Source organism: Solibacillus sp. GQ1 (assembly GCF_059758555.1).
Genome location: NZ_JCAXEX010000001.1, coordinates 29,600 through 49,702, shown reverse-complemented (window position 1 = coordinate 49,702; position 20,103 = coordinate 29,600). Strand labels below are relative to the sequence as shown.

Genomic DNA, 20,103 nt, shown 5'->3' with positions numbered 1-20,103 from the left:
TGACATGATTTATGGCTATTATAAACCTATCAAGTAAAAAAACAAATCTTGATTAAAACAAAATTGAAAGAAGGGTTTTATATGGCAAATTACACGATTGAAGAAAAGGACAGCTTTGTTGTTTTAGGTTTCGGAACAGAACTAAAGAGCGATTACACAGACTATATGGGAATAAATAAAGAAAAGGCCGATTTTTGGCATGCGGTCAGTGAGGATGGAAGACTGGATGCATTAAAGGCTGTAGCCACAAACGACTATATTTTTATCGTGAACGAAGCAGTGAATAATAAGATGATGCATTATGCCGGGGTTCTGACTGATGAAACATTACCAGAGGCAACTAGAGTTATCCAATTTCCTAAAGGTGAGTACGTAGTTGTTAAAGGCGAAGCTCCTACTGCAGAAGAGCTGGCCAATACTGTTACTGGAATTGCCTTTGGACAAGCATTACAAGAAGCAACAGATTATGCCTATGTAGGAGGTCCAAACGCAGCAGTTGTAATGGATCAACAAAACGGTCAGGTATACGGCGAAATGTGGATTCCGGTTATTAAGAAATAACAGGTAATATGGATTTTAGACCCAAAATTAAAATGGAGCCCGGTACACTCTCGGGCTCCGTTTACTTTAAGTTTTAATGAAACAACTATGTTTACCTAAGGCTTTCTGAATTCAACTCAAGTTGTACAAGGTTCTCTTTTAAAGGCTTTTGCATAAAAGGACTCGGTTTCCCTACACTATATAGTTGTAGCACGTGCATCGCTCTTGTGCAGGCTGTATAAAAAATTCTGCGTAAACTTTCGTCTCCATATACGTTTTCGGATACGTCGTAAATGATGACCGCTTCAAATTCAATTCCCTTCGCTAAATAAGAAGGAATGACAACAATTCCTTGCTCGAATTCCGCTGTACCACTTTTTATCAGTTTAATCCCGTCAATTTTATTTAATGCCTCAAATGCTGTCTTACTTTCTTCTGCTGATTTGCAAATAACTGCGATACTGCCATAACCTTCACTTTGCAATTCCGAAATTTTAGACATAATACGCTGATGCAATTCTGTATGATTCTCTACTTGGTTTAATACCGGCAACTCGCCTGCGCGCACAAATGGAATGATTTTTTCTCCATTTGCAATAAGACTCCGTGTAAATTCAATAATTGGCTTTGTCGAACGATAACTTCGGTTCATGTTGACAACTTCCGTCTCTTCTTCTCCATAGAGGTGGTTAAGTACTTGAAAATCTACCACTCCACTCGCATGAGCAAAAATAGCCTGATTAAAATCACCTAGCACTGTCATTTTTGCAGAAGGGAATAAGCGCTTCAGAAATTCAAATTGAAACGGCGAATAATCCTGCGCTTCATCAATGAGAATATGCTTGATCGAACGGTTCGTTTGAAAGCCTTGAATCAATTCCTGCAAAAACAGAAATGGTGTCGCGTCTTCATAATACAGCGTTCCCGCCTCCATCATTTGCAGTGTATCTTCGCATATTGCTTCCCACTTATTTGGTACTTCTACTTTTAATCGCTGTTGCATCAATAATGGATTTGTAAAAAGCTGTTTATACACGCCTTCTAAATCAATAAAGTCGAGTGTTTGAATTTGTTTTCTCACTGCCTTCAATTTCAGGCGGACGATTACTTGAATAAGTGCGTCATGATCCATTTCGTAATCTGCCTGCTCTTCTCGTTCAAAGCCTTTTTTCTTCGCTAAATATTTGTGAATTTTATGATATGTCTCATCACTTAGTAGCTCAATTTCTTCCTCTACCCATGGCTGAGAACGTTCAATTTTTTCAATTTCTTTAATTTTATTCATTAGCCAGTCTTTCAGTTTTTCAAGTCTGCTTTGGAAGCTCAGTGAAATATGATCCCCATAAAACTTCTCTGACAATTGCTGGGCTGATATGATTGTTTTCCCTCTGAACTTTATATCCTTAAATAGCAGGTCCGATTTTTCCAAAGTTTCACGGTATAATTTAATTGCCTCAACATATTTAACAGATGCTTTAAATTGAATGCCTTTTATTCTTGCGCTATACGAAGGGCTATTTGCTGCAGTCAGCACATATTCCAATTGGTGATATGGATTTTCTAAGTGAAAATCTTTACTTAAACGGTGATCCAAATATTCCTGAAATGTAACTTGCTGCATATTTTCTTCCCCAAGCTCCGGAAGTACGTTGGAAACATAGCTATTAAACATAGCATTTGGTGAAAATAATATAATTTGGTCGGCTTTTATACGGTCCCGGTATTTATATAATAGAAATGCGATTCTTTGTAATGCAGCAGAAGTTTTACCACTGCCTGCTGCACCGTGCACAATGAGCATACGCCCTTGATCATGGCGTATAATACGGTTTTGATCCTTTTGAATCGTTGCTACGATACTTTGCATATACTTATCCGCGCCTTTTCCAAGCACTTTCTGTAAAATTTCGTCACCAATCGTGAGACTTGTGTCAAACATAGATTGCAGTTTTCCATCACGAATAACGTATTGCCACTTTTTCTTGAGATCACCGTAAACCTTGCCCCCAGGCGTTGTATACTGTGCGGGACCAGGCTCATAATCATAGTAGACGCTTGAAATCGGTGCTCTCCAGTCATAAATAAGGAAGTCCTCACCACTTGCATCCATCAAAGATGAAATCCCAATATAAATTTTCTCCTGCTCTGAAAAACCTTCTTCAAGAAAATCAATTCGTCCAAAATAAGGGACTGACTTCATCCGATGCAAGACAGCTAATCTTTTGGATGCGTGATGGTGCGTACTTTCGCCAACAGCTAATGCCTGTGCTTCTTGTCTTAAGTTAATCACGGTTTCCAAAAAGTCATCAAACGAATCCGTATTAACTTTTATTTCATCCCAAAAATGCTTACGAGTATTTACTACTTCATTTCGGAGTTTTAACGTTTCTGATTCCAGTTGAAGTGTTTGATCATTAATTACGTTCACAACGCTATTTAACCTCTTTTGTTCGTTCAGGAAATCTGCTTTCATAACATTCACTCCTTGAAAATATTTAAGAGTTGACTAATAAAGAATTTTTATATATACTTAAAGTAAGGAATAATATACACAAGTTCAAATAATTATGTATATCTATATAAACTTACCACGTGTCCGCATTTTTTACAATGCATTTGGCAGGTGTATTTTTTTTGCCTTAAATAAAGTAGCAGAAATAAAATAAACAACGATTGCTTACACATTGAAGATTTACTGTACATTACTAAATCTACATAAATTATCGGTTTTAAGATTTATATTGGAGAAATTTCATTTTCTTGAAGGTATTAAAGAAAACCGCACTTACTTATGATACGGTACATTTCCGTAACAAATTTAAGTGCGGTTTTCAGATATAGATTTAGATGAAGATGGAAAATTTATTTTCCCACCAGGTAGTTCATTTGTAATTTTCTTAATTTCACCTAATAATCAAATAGTTAAAGCAGAAGTTGCATTCGGCTGGTTTGAAAAATTAAATATAGATGATAACTAATTTGTAAATCAGTTCATTCAATCGAGAGTACCGTGCTTAGGTCTCCATGGTTTTTTGTTCACACAATGTTCTTCTAACTATCTAATGTAGACCAATCTTCTAAAGATAGTTGACCAACAATATCATAGCCGTTACCTCGCCCTTTTGGCTTAATAATAACTGTCCCCATATAAGGGATTGGACCTAATCCAACCTTTGCAGGGAAAATGTGATCAACAATCATTTTATTTTTCCCCTTATCCGGAATATATTCTAAAATTGATTGAAGATTACTCAAAATTATTTGCCTATCATTACTTGGTAAATTTTCGCTTAACCTGTTTATCTCAACCCAAAAAGGATTAATTTGAACATTACCACTACCAAATGCTAACTGTGCTGTTTCGATTGTCCTGCAATAGGGACTTGAGGAAACAGGGATTTCGAATGGTATTCTTAAATACCGAAGTATTTCTCCATAGTAAATTGCTTGCCTACGTCCCATTTCAGAAAGATTTCTCTGAGTTAAACAGTTTTGAAAGTTTAAGTTAGCTAAATCGCTTCCGACAGTCGCTTCTCCATGCCTTGCATAAAGTATAAATCCCCCATTTCTAAGTGCATTAAGTAAGGTTTTATTCAAGTTTTGTCTCCTTTCCATAAATATCCTAGTATACACCTAATGTATGACATGGGTTATTAGAAATAAAAAACAAACAGAAATAATTTATGTATTTTTGCACTGACCTAAAATAATGATACAAATAAAAAACACCTTTTGTTGAAAAATGGGTATTGAATACCAAGAATCAACATGGAGGTGTTTTTTATGGGGATAAGAGTATGTTTTCTGCTAAGGTAAAAATAAAAGCGATAGAAATGTGATTAGCAGGCATTCCCGTTAACCAGCGCTCCTTAGCATGATACTTATATGCTGAAAACAAGCAAATTGAGTGCATCCGGTACTTGGTACTTATTTAACATCTTTTGTCCAATCGGCAACTTTAGCTTCATTTTCTTCAATCCATTTTTTTGCTGCATCTTTCGGATCCATGCCTTCCATAATATCATACATAACACTTTCTATATCTTCCGGAGTCCAGTGGAAATTATCTAGAACACTGTATGCCTCAGGATTATCCTCTTTGAATCCATTACGTGCAAATGTACCGATATATTCTTCAGTTCCGTACATCCCTTTAGGATCATCTAAATACTTCAAATCAAATAAGTTAAATTTCCAGTGAGGAGACCAACCTGTCACTATGATTTCTTCTTTGTTTTCAATCGCTTGTTTAAGAGCCCCTGTCATTGCTACTGAAGATGAGCTTAGTACTGTCCACCCTTCAAGATTTGGATATATCTCATACGCCTTTTCTGTAGTTCCTGTTATATTTGCACCTGGTTCGATGCCCGTTATCGTTTTACCCGCTTCATCTGTTAAATCTTCGATGGAATCCACATCCATATAACTAGGGACTACTAACCCAATTTTTCCGCCTAACAAATTTTCACCTAAATCATCTATACGGCCTTTGTACTTCTCAACTTGCGGGGCGTGCGTCTGCGGTAGCCAAGCTGAAACCATGCCATCAACCTCTCCATTTGCAAGGGCTTCCCACATAATTCCATTATCTAAAGGCGTCAGCGTTACATCATATCCTAAATCTTCTAAAACTTGTCCTACTACATGAGTGGAGGCAACCTCAGTCTCCCATTCAACATAGGCTAAGTTGACAGCTTGTTTTTCTGTACCTTCAGCCTCCGATGAACATGCAGCTAATAATAAACTTAATACTAAAATTAATCCTAGCTTCGATAAACTAATGAGTTTCATAAAATCTTCCTTTCTGATTGTTTTACTGAGAGCGGGTTATATGTAAAAATTAACATCTAACAACTTATAATTATAAATAGGTTGTTACTTTTGTCAAATTGGCAATTAATACAGATGGTTTAAATTTTAAGAATCAAAGGGGTTTTTGGGTTGCACAGTACAGGAAACAGCTGACTTATATAGGGGGAAATAAAAAGAGAATACCTTATAAATGTTCTCTCTATTAATTTTTCTTTGGTCCAACGTTTTTTTAGAAAAAACCACCTAATTCGTTGTATATCAACAATTAGGTGGTTCTTCAAAATTATAATTTTTCTCGTAAAGGAGCGCAATCAGTTAGTATCCATCGGCAAAATGGGAGATGGTTTCTAATTCATCTTCGGTAAGTTCCCTTTTTACATAGTTTTCGTATTCCTTCACTATTATCGGTAAATCTCCCTTACAGACCTCTGTATATTTGGCAATCGTTCTTAGCATGGCGACTTCTTTATCGAAAGCTTCTTTTGAAATTGGTTGTTGATGGGAAGGGATATAGGTTTCCGCATCAAAAGTTTCTAATACATCTAATAACCGTAAAGTTTCACTAATTGTATAGTGTACTTTTTCGGCATACATTCTTGGATAAATGCAGTCCCCTAAGAAAAGAATCTTCTCTTCTTTTATATACACAATGACAGAATCTGCAGCATGGTCCCCTCCAACTTGTTGTACGATACAAGTCACATCACCAAGATTTATCTCTGCCCTTTTTTCTATTGTAATATCCGGCAAAGTAATTTTAATGTTTCGATGATTCGTGTATTCTTCCTTAATCGCTTTCGCACAAAATTCAATTTCCACGCCTTCATTTACTCGCGCATCAATGGCTTCATCTGACCATGAAAATGGAATAAGCTTCTCTATTTCCCTTTCAGTCTCTTTGGAGGCAATAGAAACAGTATCGGGTAATGCGGAAAGACCAAATATATGATCCCAATGCCAATGTGTAAGGACCACTAAATCCGGATTAGGAACTCCCCTTTTTTGAAGTTCATTCAGAAAATAATGCATATGTTCTTCCGAGTTTCCTGCATCAATCATTAATGTCTTTTTACTGCCAACCACCATTCCTAAAATCGGGCGGTCAGTCAACGAGACTGGGGTGATATACCAAAAACTTTTACCTAATTTGTGTATAGATTGCAAAAAGGTTGTCCCCCTTTCTTTTTAGTCAAATGTATATAGACTACATTCTTTGTTAAAAAGTCCAATTATATAGCAAGTATTTTTTATAATAGTCTAAATTTCCAGTATAACAAATAAAGAATTTTCTAAATAGCTAAAAATACTACTTTTTATTAGTTTCATTCGAGTTCTTTTTCTGCTATTTAGACCATTGAACAAATGATATGATACCAAGAATATAAGCGCTTATATTCAAAAAGGTTAATAAATTAGTTACTTCTTTCTTCTTGAGGAATACTGTTTCAAAAAAATTCACTGTCACTTAGGAGGTATTTATGAGGTCTAAAAAAGGTGCACTTGTATGGATATTGGTTCTTGTTCTCTCCCTTATAACGGTTACATTCACTGGTGCAAAGGCATTGTATGAAACAAAACCAGTGCCGGCAGAAGAAAGACATGACATTTCTGAAATCATTCATCAGAGTAGTAAATGGGAAAAGGTTGCTACAGGTAGTGGATTCATGGAAGGTATTAACTTTGATCGTAAAGGAAATATCTGGTTAGTCAGCCCAACAACTGGTGAAATTCTAACAATAAAAGAAGATAAAGTTAAACCAGTTTTAGGAGATAAAGATAAATTAATGCCAATTGGGGCAAAGTTCCATAAAGATGGTCGCCTATTTATTACGGATGGGAAAGGAGAACTTTATTCCTACAATCCCGCAACTGGTGAACGCAAAACCGTAGTCAATTCTTACGAAGGGAAACCTTTAAACGGTTTAAATGACCTTGTTTTTGATGAAACGGGCGGACTTTACTTTACTGAGCCGATGGGTTCTAGTGCTACTCATCCAACAGGTCGTGTCTTCTACTTACCTCCTGGCGAAACTGAAGCAATCCTCTTCTCAGAGAATATCGCTTATCCAAATGGTATCGCAATTTCAGCAAATGGCCAACGCGTCTATATTTCAGAGTTTGATAAGAATCAAATTCTATCTGTGCCTTCTGTGAATGCTGAAAATTCTCCTGAATCACCTTTTATTTTCGGTCGTTTTGAAGGTGGAATTGGACCGGATGGTTTAGCTGTAGATGCTGAAGGTAATCTGTACGTAGCCCATTTCCAAGCTGGAGAAGTTGTAGTGCTTGACGCAGATGGTTTTAAATATGGAACAATTCGCCTTCCTGGAGATGCAGGAACATTCGCAACAAACTTAGCTTTTCATGATGGGTACCTGTACGTAACCGAATCATCAAAGAACGAGGTGTGGCGTATTCAAGTAAAAAAGAAGGGTCTACAGCCATACGGGTTAAACTAGACTCGCTTCTAATATAATGTAATGGGGCAATCACCAATTTAGTGATTGCCCCATTTTAAATTTTAATAGCTATTTACGAAGTAGTATTCCTGAATGAAAGCTCAAATTTAACGTTTTCCTTCTATTTCTTCATCTTCGCCCCAGCATTCCACCTCGCCTAAATTAGGTACGTTTTTCTTATAGAATACTGGATCTTTGCCTTGCTTCCGTTGAGTTAAATAATCATTAATAACCGGTTTGGCCACTTTCCAAAGTTGGAGAATAGCAATTAAGTTAATGATCGCCATAAAGGCCATAAACAGATCCGCTAAATCCCATACAACTTGTACCTTTGCAATGGAACCAAACATAACAAAAAGTACGACAAATATACGGAATACTAATAAACCGGTCTTTGAATCTTTTATAAAACTAATATTCGATTCACCGTAATAGTAATTGCCAATAACCGTACTAAAAGCAAACATAAATACAATGATCGCTAAGAAGCTGCCTGCCCAATCACCTAAACTTCCGACTAAAGAGGCTTGCGTTAAATTGACTGAAGTTGCGTCAGATTGAAGGTATGCATCGCCTAATAATACGATTGCCGCTGTTGCTGTACAAACGACTAATGTGTCTATAAATACACCAAGGGCTTGAATTAACCCTTGCTTTACTGGGTGTGAAACAGCTGCTGTTGCTGCTGCATTGGGTGCAGAACCTATCCCTGCTTCATTTGAGAATAATCCCCGTTTAATACCATTCATAATTGCTGCCCCGATCATTCCCGCAAAGGCTTCTTCCAATCCAAAGGCAGACTTTATGATAAGAAGAAATACATTCGGAATTTCGGAAATATTGAGGAATACAACAATAAGAGCAATTATAATATACAAAATTGCCATAACAGGAACAACTATTTGAGTAAAGCTAACAATTCTCTTTAATCCACCGAAAACAATAATCCCTGTTAAAGCAGCCAATACTAAACCTACTACAAATCGATTGGCACCAAAACTTTCTTCAAATGCAATGGAAATCGTATTTGCCTGGACAGAATTAAAAATAAAGCCATACGTAATTGTAATGACAACAGCAAAAAGAATACCCATCCATCTTTTATTTAAGCCTTTTTCCATATAATAAGCAGGACCACCACGAAACAATCCAGTACTCTTATCTTTCACTTTATATACTTGTGCTAATGTACTTTCAATTAGTGCAGATGCCGCTCCGATCAGCGCAATCATCCACATCCAAAATATCGCACCGGGACCGCCAAGAGCAATTGCCGTCGCGACACCCGCTATATTACCTGTTCCAATTCGAGAAGCAGCAGAAATTGTAAAAGCCTGAAAAGAAGATATACCTTTTTTTCCTGACTTATCTGTTGGCGCCGATTCTGTTATAAGTTTAAACATTTCACCTATTAATCTAAATTGAATAAACTTTGTTTTAACTGTTAAAAATATGCCTGTTCCTACTAATAAAATTATTAATACATATGAATATAATATTGTATTCACTTCACCCAATATATTACCGAACCAATCCATTGTTTCACTTCCTCTATTTTTTCAACTTTTTCTGTGGGTATGTAGGCCGTGCTACTTCGTCAACTATTAAAATTCTGCACCAACATCTCCTAAATACAAAGTCACTTTCCTACACCCATGCTAACTTGTCCTATTTTATACTCACTTGAAATTTTAGTATACATTTTTATTAAGATGTATTAATTTTCTAGCATGACAGTTATCCCCCTCACTCCCTATATTTACTCTCGTTTTTTTACAGGTGTTAAGTAATTTTCTTTTAAATAACAAGCTAATTGTATTTTCAGTGCATCTTCCTGTATTTGAAACGAGATATTTAATATTTGCTCAATTCGGCTTAATCGCTGGTACAAAGTGTTGGTATGAATATGTAAATGCTGTGCTGTTTGCTGAACGGAGCGATTAAATCTGAAATAGGCCAACAATGTTTCATACAGGTGACTTTTATTGGCTTTAGTCAATAACTCACCGATTTGGTCATGAATGAAGTTTGCCAAGTCTTTTGGCGGGACTTGTAAAATCAGCTGGTTGAGACCGATTTTATCGTAGCTCGTAATTGTCCATTCATCACGTACATGTAAAAAGCGCAATGTTTGCAGCGCTTCTTCGTATAGAGAAGAAACTGTCTGTAGGGTTTTATATTGTTTACTAATTGCGCACCGAAAAAGCGGTTTATGCAGTGATTGCCACTTTTTTTGTAGGCGCGAGAGTGTTTCGTTTAATGTTGTAAGCATTGCTGGTGACGGCACACCGATTAAAAGAGTGATTTTGTTTTTTTCATAAAAAAGTAATTTCCGTTCACCTGTAAATTGTTCCTTTAGCATGGAGATGAACTGATGTAAATATTGTTCAATCGATAACATGTCGGCCGTTTGTTTGAACTCGAAAATACATAATCGGTAGTAGTCCAGCACATCTAGATCAAGTTGATATGCCATAGAAGCAACTGTTTTTTGATTAGGTGCATCGATGATATGCTGGAATGTTTCCTGCATTCGTTTGTTATGGTGCTCCAGAACATTTTTATTGCGTAAAATTTGCAGTGTTAAAATATTGGCCCCCTGCTCCAGTGTTTGCTGATCTTTGTAGGAAATGATGCCTTTCTGTTCAATAATCATACTCCCTAAACAAATATCCAAATTATAGAGAGGATAAACAATAAAGCTGCGGTCATTTTTAAGCCGATACTCAAATGGCTTCATTTTCAAGAATAATTGTTTTTTTATTTTAGCTTTTGTGTGAGGGGGAATGGACTGGTCATCTTCAAAAAACACATCATCATATGCATCATAAAAACCAATTGGTAATTGTGTTAAGTTTTTTAGTTCATTTAAAATGACGGAGATCGGTTCGTTTTGTAAGAGCAATTGATTTAATGTAGCATGCACATCATAGCGCTGTTTAAGAAGGGTATGTTTTGTCTCTAATGCCAGAGATAATTCGTGCGCTTCTTTTACTTTCTCAGTCATCTGTTCATAATACTGGGCTTTTTGAATTGCCACCCCTACCTGATCGGCAAAGGCTTGAAAAAATAATAGATCTTCTTGTGTGAGGTCTCTTTTCTTTCGAAGTTGGTGAAGGATCATGATGCCGATTGGCTTAGCATCAACAGTTATCGGTACACAAAGAGCTGCTTGCGGAACATGTGCGCTCTTTAATATTGTCTGTAAATTACGCGGGCTTACATTTTGATGGTACATAGCAGCCATAATTTCATCGTAACTGTTAAAGAACTCACCGATTCCTGTCGCAAATACACGACCAGTAATGGCCTCATTCGGCTTTGTTTGAAATTGTTCAATAAGTGGTGGGAAATGAATATAGGTTTTCGGAATTAGACACTGTTTCTGTTCATCAAAAAGCATTAAATACCCTGCATCTGCTTCAGGAATAACGTTCAGTGCATGACGCATGATTGTATGTAATACTTCATCAATATGAAGTTTGGAAGTGATTGTCCGGATACTTTCCACGAGGATAGATAACTGTTTATTTGAAAGTGTTAAGTGACGTAGAATTGCTTCTTGTCCATCTGACATAGACATTCCCCTCTTTCTGAAATATATAGAATATTCCATAATTTTATTTATAAATATAGAGGATTACACATTGTTTCGCAACAAGAAAACAAAGTATAGTATTAAAAAACTGAATTGTTCGTCAATTTAAAGGAGGGGTTTTATGAACTTAGCATCAGAGATTATGGATCATCCGATTTTATGGGTTATAGCATTTGTCGTTGTACTCATTGTAATTTTCCAAGCCATTGTCTTTATACGGATTTCAAAGAAAGTAGCACCAGAAGTAGGCTTAACGAACAAGGAAGTCACTTCAATTATTCGAACAGGTGCAATTAGTTCATTAGGTCCATCATTTGCCATTATTATCGTGGCCATTTCTTTAATTACTTTAATTGGTGAACCAACGACAATGATGCGAATTGGTATTGTCGGATCAGCACCGATCGAAACAGTAGGAGCAAGTCTTGGGGCCGAAGCAGCAGGTGAAGAGTTAAGTGACAAAAGCTTCTCAGCACAAGCATTTACAGCAGCAGTTTGGACAATGTGTTTAGGCGGCATGGGATGGTTGATTGTTACAGCATTGTTTACGAAATCTCTTGGTCGCCTTCAAAGTAAGTTAACGAGCGGTGGCGGCAATCGGGCAAAATGGTTAAGTGTCATTTCGACTGCAGCAATGATTGGTGCTTTCGGATATTTTGGTGGTGGCCAGATCGCAAAAGGTATGAATGAAACGATTATTTTTATAGTCGCTTTACTTGTAATGCCGGTTATTATGTGGGCAGCTCAACGCTTTAACCAGAATTGGCTCCGTGAGTGGTCACTAGGATTAGTTATTTTAATCGGTATGAGCGTCGGGTATTTCTTAATCTAATTGAAGGAGGATGATTAAAATGGTCGTTTTAGAGCGTCACACAACAGATGCTTCACCTACAAAAAGCGAGGAAAACTTTGCAACGTTTCATAGTCAGGCACATTTCTGGGGGCGTCTTACTATTTGGAGTGTCATCATTTGTACGATTGCCCTTCCCCTCTATTTATCATTTGGTCTAGGGTACCATCCAGGTTGGTCTGTTATCTTAACAGGTTTTTTAAGTTACGGGGCCGTTGTATCGATCATCTGGTTTGTCGAGCCAATTAGCTACTACCCAATTTTAGGTGTGTCGGGCACGTATTTGGCCTTTCTAACAGGCAATATCGGAAATATGTGCTTACCTAGCGCATCTATTGCCCAATCCATCGTAAAAGCAGAGCCAGGGACACGCAAAGGTGAAGTTACAGCGACATTAGCAATTTCTGCTGCTTCGATTGTGAATACAACAATGCTAATTGCTGTAATTTTAGGTGGTTCTTACTTAATTAATGCGCTGCCTGAGTCAATCCGCGCGAGCTTCAGCTTTGTATTGCCAGCTATTTTTGGAGGCGTGCTCGCACAGTTTGCCCTTAAAAAGCCTGTTTGGGGAATCGGTGCAATCGGGTTAGGTATTTTTGCAGCGCTTGGTCCTGTTCCGCCGTCATTCCAAACATTTATTTGTATTGCAGGAACAGTACTCTTTGCCGTAATTCTTGAAAAAATGAAAGCAGGTGAACAAGCATCATGACAATTAAACAACAGTTAATGGAAAAGTTAGCAACTAGGAACGATGAGATGATTGCAATTCGCCGTCATTTGCATGAAAATCCGGAACTTTCCTTTGAAGAACAGCAAACAGCGCAGTATATCGCGGATTTCTATGAAAATAAAGACGTAAATGTCCATCGCAATGTCGGCAATGGGTACGGAATTATTGTAGAAATTCAAGGCCGTCATCCGGGTCCCGTCATCGGAATACGTGCAGATTTTGATGCCTTGCCAATTGAAGAAGAAACAGATGTCCCATTCAAATCGAAAAACCCTGGTGTCATGCATGCTTGCGGTCATGACGGTCACACTGCGTATTTGCTTGTTTTAGCGGACTGCCTTATTCAATTAAAGGATGAACTGCACGGAACAGTAAAAATTATTCATCAGCATGCAGAGGAAAAACCCCCTGGTGGTGCGAAAAGTATGATGGCTTCCGGCTTGCTCGATGACTGTGAAATTATTGTCGGAGCACATTTATTTCCAACATTTAAGGTTGGTCATATCGGTTACCGTGCTGGTGCTGCAATGGCCGGTCGCTCATTTTTCAAACTGGTCGTACATGGTACAGGCGGGCATGGTTCGTCCCCTCACCTGGCAAACGATGCGATTGTTGCAGCCTCGAATTTTGTAACAACGGTACAAACGGTTATTAGCAGACGGTTAAACCCGTATGATATGGGTGTCGTCACAATCGGTTCCTTTGATGGAAAAGGCACGTTCAATGTTATTAAAGATGCGGTAACACTTGAAGGTGATGTCCGATATATGAACGATACAGTTCACGCTACGATTGAGCAGGAAATCAAACGTTTAGTAGATGGTTTGGAGATCCAATTTGGTGTTACTTGTACGCTCACTTACGAAAAGGATTACCCTCCATTAGTAAACGATGAAGACTTAACAAACTTTGTAGTAGAAACACTGGAAGCTTCGGAACAGGAAGAAATCATTGCCGTTGAAGAAGCGCCTTTATTCTCCGGATCCGAGGACTTTGCCTATTATGCACTCACAAAGCCTTCCACTTTTTATTATATTGGCTGCCAACCGACGTATTTAGATGTACCCTATATGAACCATCACCCAAAGTTTGATATTGACGAACGGGCACTATTAGTTGCAGCAAAAGCTGGAGCTGAAGTCGTTGCTAAATATTGCTTAAAATAGAGCCTTTTAAATACCATTATTCTCCACAAGAGAAAATGGTATTTTTTTCATACTAAATTTATTTTTCTAAACTAGTTAGTCATACATACACCCCCCACCTTAATTTCATACGCTATAGGAATTACAGGTAAAGGATGTTTTGCTATGGTTCAACTAAATGAATATACAATCACAATTCTTGGCAGTACGGGTGGTGTTGCGAAGTCTATCTTATCGATTTTAAATCACTCGATTACCGATAAAAATGATCCCATCCACCATTTTATTGTAACTTCAAAGCTTTACTTAATTGATATCAAACAAAAAACAATGCATTACTACCATCAACTGTTCCCTAATTTAAAGGATAAAATAATTACCGTTCAATTTGATTTGAATAACCTTGATCAATTTATCGAACATTTACAATCAACCAGCACCAAACTAGTGATTGATGTATCCTGGGCCGATACCATCGAAATGGTCGAATGCTGCAATAAGCTTGGCGTTCATTATATAAACTCAGCCTTAGAAAACACTGCAGTTGATCTAGACGAAAGCTTGTATGGCTTTCCGCTTACCGAACGATATACCCGGTTCGAAAAAAAGAAAGATGCCATTACCAATACGAGAGCTATTATAGGCTCAGGTATGAATCCCGGTGTCGTGCAATGGATGGCAATTAAACTATTGAAGGAACATACGAGTGACCCACCTTTAGCTTGCTATATTTTTGAGCATGACAGTTCTTTTTATAAAGACGAAAACCTTGTCGATCCTAAAACGATCTATACAACATGGTCTGTTGAATGTTTTCTCGATGAAGCTATTTTAAGCTATCCTATGTTTGTCCGTGATCAGATTCCGCTCTACATGTACGATCATGTGTATGCGACCGAATTTAAGGTTACGTTAAGAGATCGAGAATTTTATGGATGTCTCATGCCCCATGAGGAAGTACTGTCATTAGGAAAACTGTTTGATTTTGAGTTGGGCTTTCTTTATCGGGTTAATGAACATACAACGGAATTAATCCGAAATAATTTAGATGATGTGGATGACCTTTGGAATTGGAATCAAGCGTTAATCGACCCTGCTGAGGGAGAAGTTGAAGGAGAAGATCTTGTCGGGGTTCTTTTAGTTTACGAAGATAAGGAAATCTATATGTATAACACGATGAAAAGTGAAGATATATTCAAAAAATACAACACAAGTGCCACATACTTTCAGGTAGCGTGCGGAATATATGCAGGTACCGCAAGTTTACTATTAGATACGATTCCTTTAGGTGCCTATTATGTCGATGAGTTATTAATGAAGACGGAAAGTAATTACGGAAAATATTTAGCTTACTATATGCTGGATTTTGTTTTTGGTGAGAATAACAGCTCGGATGGATTATTGCACGAAAGAATAAAGAGAATTCAATAATCACGTTAGGCTTGTGAAATAAACCATGTAGAACAGTAATTATTCTACATGGTTTTCTAATGAAATGGATTCCGCAATATAACGTGAAATTCACGTGCATCATAGCGTTTTAAATAAGACGAAAGCCTATTCCAAATAGAAAGTAATGACATAAACATATTAAAACAATCTGATTTCAAGGAAATGACTTATCCCCCGTCCAACATAACATTTGAATGGGATTACTTTTTAGGAGGAATAACAAATGATGCACCCGGATACAGAAATTCAATTCGTCAGTGAGGAGGTAGGCGTCGGTGTCTTTGCAACAAAATTAATTCCTAAAGGAACGATTGTCTGGATTAAAGATGACCTTGACCTGATGTTGACAGAGGAATTCATTGAAACCCTTGGTGATTTGCAAAAAGCGGATGTCTATAAATATGCATATTTAGATTCTGACGGCCTTTATGTTCTTCATTGGGATCACGCAAAATACATGAATCACAGTTTCAATCCAAATTGTGTCGATACAGCTTATAATTTTCAAATGGCTGCAAAAGACATTCAACCTGGCGAGCAATTAACATGTGATTACGGCACTTTGGGAGATGATGAGGATTTTGAGTGCATCCCTGAGGAAGGCACATCAAGAACAAAAGTAACGGCAAATGACTACTTAACCTATTATAAAGAATGGGATGAGATAGCACGGGAAACATTCAAACATTTTAATACAGTAGAGCAGCCGTTAAAGTATTTAATCGACAAGCAGTATGTTGATAAAGTGATGGCAGTTGCGAATGGTGAAGCTCCAATAGATTCCATTCTCACGCTATTTATTGATTAATATAGTAGAAACTCCAGAACCCCTTTAAAACATGAAAACCGCACTTATTTAAAGTACGGTTTTCCAATCTTGCATTTAATTATTCAAAATGATTACTCATCAAACTTCATGCCTTTTAATAAATCTGCAAATGCGTTATTAATTGGCTCAACTTCTTTTTCCTGCTGCTTCAAGTATTTTTGTACACTGCGCTTATCAACTTTACCGCCGCCTTCTTTTTTACGGCGTGCTTCAAATGCGGATAATTTTTCACGGTAACCACATTTACATACAAAAATCTGACCATCGCCTTGTCCGTGCAGCTCCAGCTTTTTCTTACATTGCGGGCAACGGGCATTCGTTACGCGTGAGACGTTTTTGCGGTGACCACACTCACGGTCCTGGCATACAAGCATTTTGCCCTTTTTCCCGTTTACTTCAAGCATCGGCTTTCCGCAATCCGGGCAGGTCTTCGTTGAAATATTATCGTGCTTGAACTTTTTATCACTGTTTTTAATATCAGCAACGATTGCTTTTGTGTGTTGTTTCATTTCATTAATGAAGACATCTTTTTTCAGCTTGCCATTAGCAATTTGTTCAAGCTTTTGCTCCCACTGTGCTGTCGTTTCCGGTGATTTCAGTTCATTCGGCACTAAATCAAGCAGTTGGCGGCCTTTTGACGTAATGTGAATGTCTTTTCCGCGCTTTTCAATAAGGAATGAATTGAACAATTTATCGATTATATCAGCACGTGTCGCAACAGTCCCTAACCCTCCAGTTGATTTTAATGTATCGGCAAGAGCTCTATTTTGCGTGTTCATATATTTTGCCGGATTTTCCATCGCTGTCAATATCGTCGCCTCTGTAAAACGTGCTGGCGGTTTCGTTTGTCCTGAAGTTTGGGCTAGTAATGACACGTTTAGCACTTGTCCTTTTTCAAGGCGTGGCAACAGCTGTTCCTTTACATCCTCTGAAGTTTCCTCGTCATCAAAACGGTTCGAGTACACTTCTTTCCACCCGGCAGTAATTACCGTTTTACCGCGTGCGATGAACTTCTCTTTCCCGATTTCGGCTTGAACCGTTAATTGCTCAAACTCATGTGCAGGGAAAAGTACCGCAAGGAAACGCTTTACGACTAAATCATAAATTTTACGCTCTTTATCATTGAAGTTCGCAAAGTTTACATATTCTTCAGTCGGGATAATGGCATGGTGATCCGATACTTTACTATCATCAACAAACGATTTGTTGGCCTTAATCGGCTTTGTCAGTACTTTGTTTGCTAATGTGCGATATTCCCCAACAGCACATGCCTTCACGCGTTCAGGCAATGTGCTGACAATATCCGATGACAGGTACCGTGAATCGGTACGAGGATATGTGAGCACTTTATGTGATTCATAAAGCTTTTGCATAATATTCAACGTTTCTTTTGCCGAATAGCCAAATAGTTTGTTTGCATCACGTTGCAATTCAGTTAAATCATATAGCCCTGGTGAAAACGACTTTTTCGGTTTACGTTCAATGTCGATTACTTTCGCATTTTGCTTATCCAGTGTGTTAACGATTCGGTCAATCTTTTCTTTATCAAAACTGCGCGAATTGCCATTTTGATCTTGCCAAGTTAATTTCAGCTCTTTCGTTTGGGCTTCAATCCCATAATACGTTTGAGGTTTAAAATGCTTAATTTCATCTTCGCGGGCCGCAACCATTGCGACAACCGGCGTCTGTACACGACCTGTATTAAGCTGTGCGTTGAATTTCGTCGATAATGCACGACTTGCGTTCAGCCCGATATACCAGTCGGCTTCACTTCGGGCAACAGCTGCATAATATAAGTTTTCATACGCTTTCCCTGGCTTTAAATTCGCAAAGCCTTCTTTAATTGCTTTATCGGTAACAGATGATATCCATAAACGCTTAACCGGTTTATTTACTTTTGCACGTTCAATAATCCAGCGGGCAACAAGCTCCCCTTCACGACCGGCATCTGTTGCAATGATAATTTCATTAACATCATTGCGCGTTAGCTGTGATTTAACCGCATTATATTGTTTGCTTGTCTGCTTGATTGTTGTTAATTTCAGACGTTCCGGCAGCATCGGTAAATCGGCTAAATCCCACTTCTTATATTTCTCGTCGTAGCTTTCCGGATCTGCCAGCGTTACTAAATGTCCTAACGCCCATGTGACGATATATTTGTCTCCTTCTAAAAATCCATTGCCTTTTTTATGACACTTCAGGACATTCGCAATATCGCGTGCAACTGAAGGTTTCTCTGCTAATACTAAGCTTTTAACCATATGTTTCATCCTTTCAAAAATCCTTGTTTTTACTATAGCATACAATTAAAAGAGCCATTAACTGATATCAGCTAATGGCCCCTTCCAATTATAGTTTAAAGTGACTAACTTCTCGCTGCAGCTGTTCAGCTAGTTCAGATAGGGAATAAGCGTTACTGGAAATTTCTTCTGTTGCCGCGCTCGTGTCGCTTGCACTATCGGCTGTTATTGCTGCAAGGTCTTGAACAGATCTCATGCTTTCTGTTACCGAGCCTATCATTGCCTGAATTTCTTCTATTGCTGCAGATACAGACTCCACACGATAAACCACTTCTCCAATACCGTTTTCAATATCCCCGAATACACGTAGTGATTCAGATGTTTTCTCCATTCCTTCATCAACCATTGTACCGCCGTCCACAATTGTTTTCGTTGCCGTACTCGATGTCTGTTGAATTTGCTGTACCATACCGCCAATTTCTGTCGCTGAGTTTTTCGATTGCTCCGCTAACTTCCGTACTTCTTCCGCTACAACTGCGAACCCTTTCCATGCTCTCCTGCACGCGCTGCTTCGATTGCAGCATTTAATGCTAGCAGATTTGTTTGGTCAGCAATGTCTGTAATAATACCTGTAATATTTTGAATGCTGCTCGAATGCTGGGACATTGTATTCATCATTTGTGTAGTATCTTTAAACGTCGTATGAATAGTTTGCATTTGGTCCACAACATTTTGAATCGTTGTCGCTCCTTGATCAATTAAATCTTTGACATCAGTAGTGGCATTCAGCATTTGTTCATTGTCACCTGAAATCTGATCAACACTTGTACGCAACTCTTCCATTGAACCAATCGATGCATTCATATGGTGCGCTTGCTCTGTGCTTGTAGTCAACTGATTCTCGGCTGATTTTGCCACCATCTGTGATGAGGCCAAACTTTGTTGCGAGCTTGCCGAAAGTTCTTCAGCATTTGCAGCCACCTGCATAGACGACTCATTTACATTCGAGACAATACTTCGAAGATCTGTCAGCATTTCATTAAAACTTTGCCCCATCATACCCACTTCGTCTTTATTTTTAATTTTCAATGGTTGTATCGATAAGTTTCCTTGAGCAATTTGAGCCTTCGTCACCTGGCTTACTGGTTCAACTTTTTTAGAGATTATGAACTAATCATTCGATTTTGTTCAGGTAACTTCAATAAAAATAATTACAACAATGATGTTTAAAACTTCAAAATAGGGGGAACAATTAATTATACAGGGATGAAAGCAGTACATACAGGACACGTTAATTCCCATAAACCAATTGATCCATTCAGTTCATTTTAATTATACAAACACCGAGTTATCTAAATGAAATTTAATAAATTCACAAAAATTTACTTATTATTCCGAAAGTAGCTAGTAAAATACTGTTAATTTATTTCCTGATAATCGTACTTTCC

Annotated in this window: 15 protein-coding genes and 1 pseudogene; 8 read left to right on the top strand and 8 right to left on the bottom strand. The window is 37.9% G+C overall.

The genetic code is table 11. The features are described from left to right. The first annotated feature begins 81 nt into the window (after positions 1 to 81). On the top strand, positions 82 to 561 hold the full coding sequence (locus tag AC6CH1_RS00220; RefSeq protein WP_498315908.1) for a GyrI-like domain-containing protein: 480 nt from the start codon (positions 82 to 84) through the stop codon (positions 559 to 561). A gap of 91 nt (positions 562 to 652) precedes the next feature. Here the strand turns inward: AC6CH1_RS00220 and helD are convergent, their stop codons facing one another. Continuing rightward, positions 653 to 3,013 carry an RNA polymerase recycling motor HelD gene (gene helD, locus AC6CH1_RS00215; protein WP_498315907.1) on the bottom strand — a complete coding sequence of 787 codons (2,361 nt, stop codon included), beginning with the start codon at positions 3,011 to 3,013 and terminating at the stop codon, positions 653 to 655. Between the two features lie 349 nt (positions 3,014 to 3,362). On the opposite strand from helD, the gene AC6CH1_RS00210 reads away from it, so the two are divergent. Then, positions 3,363 to 3,518 (top strand): DUF6143 family protein, encoded by a 156-nt coding sequence (locus AC6CH1_RS00210; protein WP_231918695.1) that lies wholly within the window; start codon positions 3,363 to 3,365, stop codon positions 3,516 to 3,518. Between the two features lie 73 nt (positions 3,519 to 3,591). Here the strand turns inward: AC6CH1_RS00210 and AC6CH1_RS00205 are convergent, their stop codons facing one another. The 3 genes from AC6CH1_RS00205 to AC6CH1_RS00195 all read right to left on the bottom strand — a co-directional run bounded on the left by AC6CH1_RS00205 (position 3,592) and on the right by AC6CH1_RS00195 (position 6,516). Continuing rightward, the gene (locus tag AC6CH1_RS00205; protein ID WP_427711503.1) at positions 3,592 to 4,137 is read right to left on the bottom strand and encodes a histidine phosphatase family protein; all 546 of its coding nucleotides are present in this window, start codon (positions 4,135 to 4,137) and stop codon (positions 3,592 to 3,594) included. A gap of 330 nt (positions 4,138 to 4,467) precedes the next feature. Further along, the gene (locus tag AC6CH1_RS00200; RefSeq protein ID WP_340797783.1) at positions 4,468 to 5,331 is read right to left on the bottom strand and encodes a glycine betaine ABC transporter substrate-binding protein; all 864 of its coding nucleotides are present in this window, start codon (positions 5,329 to 5,331) and stop codon (positions 4,468 to 4,470) included. 336 nt (positions 5,332 to 5,667) lie between these two features. Further along, entirely contained in the window at positions 5,668 to 6,516 is an 849-nt protein-coding gene (locus tag AC6CH1_RS00195) for an MBL fold metallo-hydrolase (RefSeq protein WP_498315905.1), read from the bottom strand. 314 nt (positions 6,517 to 6,830) lie between these two features. On the opposite strand from AC6CH1_RS00195, the gene AC6CH1_RS00190 reads away from it, so the two are divergent. Further along, complete coding sequence (locus tag AC6CH1_RS00190; protein ID WP_498315903.1) at positions 6,831 to 7,811, top strand: SMP-30/gluconolactonase/LRE family protein; 981 nt, start codon at positions 6,831 to 6,833, stop codon at positions 7,809 to 7,811. A gap of 107 nt (positions 7,812 to 7,918) precedes the next feature. Here AC6CH1_RS00190 and AC6CH1_RS00185 read toward each other — a convergent pair whose 3' ends face one another. Both AC6CH1_RS00185 and AC6CH1_RS00180 read right to left on the bottom strand, forming a co-directional pair. After that, positions 7,919 to 9,349, bottom strand: coding sequence for an alanine/glycine:cation symporter family protein (locus AC6CH1_RS00185; RefSeq protein ID WP_014824801.1), 1,431 nt, complete (start codon positions 9,347 to 9,349; stop codon positions 7,919 to 7,921). Between the two features lie 221 nt (positions 9,350 to 9,570). Beyond that, positions 9,571 to 11,388, bottom strand: coding sequence for a helix-turn-helix domain-containing protein (locus AC6CH1_RS00180; protein ID WP_498315901.1), 1,818 nt, complete (start codon positions 11,386 to 11,388; stop codon positions 9,571 to 9,573). A gap of 142 nt (positions 11,389 to 11,530) precedes the next feature. On the opposite strand from AC6CH1_RS00180, the gene AC6CH1_RS00175 reads away from it, so the two are divergent. From AC6CH1_RS00175 to AC6CH1_RS00155, 5 genes are all read left to right on the top strand, one after another. Beyond that, on the top strand, positions 11,531 to 12,241 hold the full coding sequence (locus AC6CH1_RS00175) for a DUF5058 family protein (RefSeq protein WP_014824803.1): 711 nt from the start codon (positions 11,531 to 11,533) through the stop codon (positions 12,239 to 12,241). 19 nt (positions 12,242 to 12,260) lie between these two features. Continuing rightward, complete coding sequence (locus AC6CH1_RS00170) at positions 12,261 to 12,968, top strand: small-conductance mechanosensitive channel (protein ID WP_251689954.1); 708 nt, start codon at positions 12,261 to 12,263, stop codon at positions 12,966 to 12,968. After that, the gene (locus AC6CH1_RS00165) at positions 12,965 to 14,155 is read left to right on the top strand and encodes an amidohydrolase (protein ID WP_498315899.1); all 1,191 of its coding nucleotides are present in this window, start codon (positions 12,965 to 12,967) and stop codon (positions 14,153 to 14,155) included. The genes AC6CH1_RS00170 and AC6CH1_RS00165 overlap by 4 nt, the downstream gene beginning before the upstream one ends. Positions 14,156 to 14,299: 144 nt before the next feature. After that, positions 14,300 to 15,565 (top strand): saccharopine dehydrogenase NADP-binding domain-containing protein, encoded by a 1,266-nt coding sequence (locus AC6CH1_RS00160; protein ID WP_498315897.1) that lies wholly within the window; start codon positions 14,300 to 14,302, stop codon positions 15,563 to 15,565. Positions 15,566 to 15,809: 244 nt separating this feature from the next. Next, on the top strand, positions 15,810 to 16,394 hold the full coding sequence (locus tag AC6CH1_RS00155; RefSeq protein ID WP_251689957.1) for an SET domain-containing protein: 585 nt from the start codon (positions 15,810 to 15,812) through the stop codon (positions 16,392 to 16,394). 92 nt (positions 16,395 to 16,486) lie between these two features. Here AC6CH1_RS00155 and AC6CH1_RS00150 read toward each other — a convergent pair whose 3' ends face one another. Both AC6CH1_RS00150 and AC6CH1_RS00145 read right to left on the bottom strand, forming a co-directional pair. After that, the gene (locus AC6CH1_RS00150) at positions 16,487 to 18,676 is read right to left on the bottom strand and encodes a DNA topoisomerase III (protein WP_498315895.1); all 2,190 of its coding nucleotides are present in this window, start codon (positions 18,674 to 18,676) and stop codon (positions 16,487 to 16,489) included. An 88-nt stretch (positions 18,677 to 18,764) separates the two neighbouring features. Beyond that, positions 18,765 to 19,789 (bottom strand): annotated as a pseudogene (locus AC6CH1_RS00145) (methyl-accepting chemotaxis protein). Positions 19,790 to 20,103: the final 314 nt, after the last annotated feature.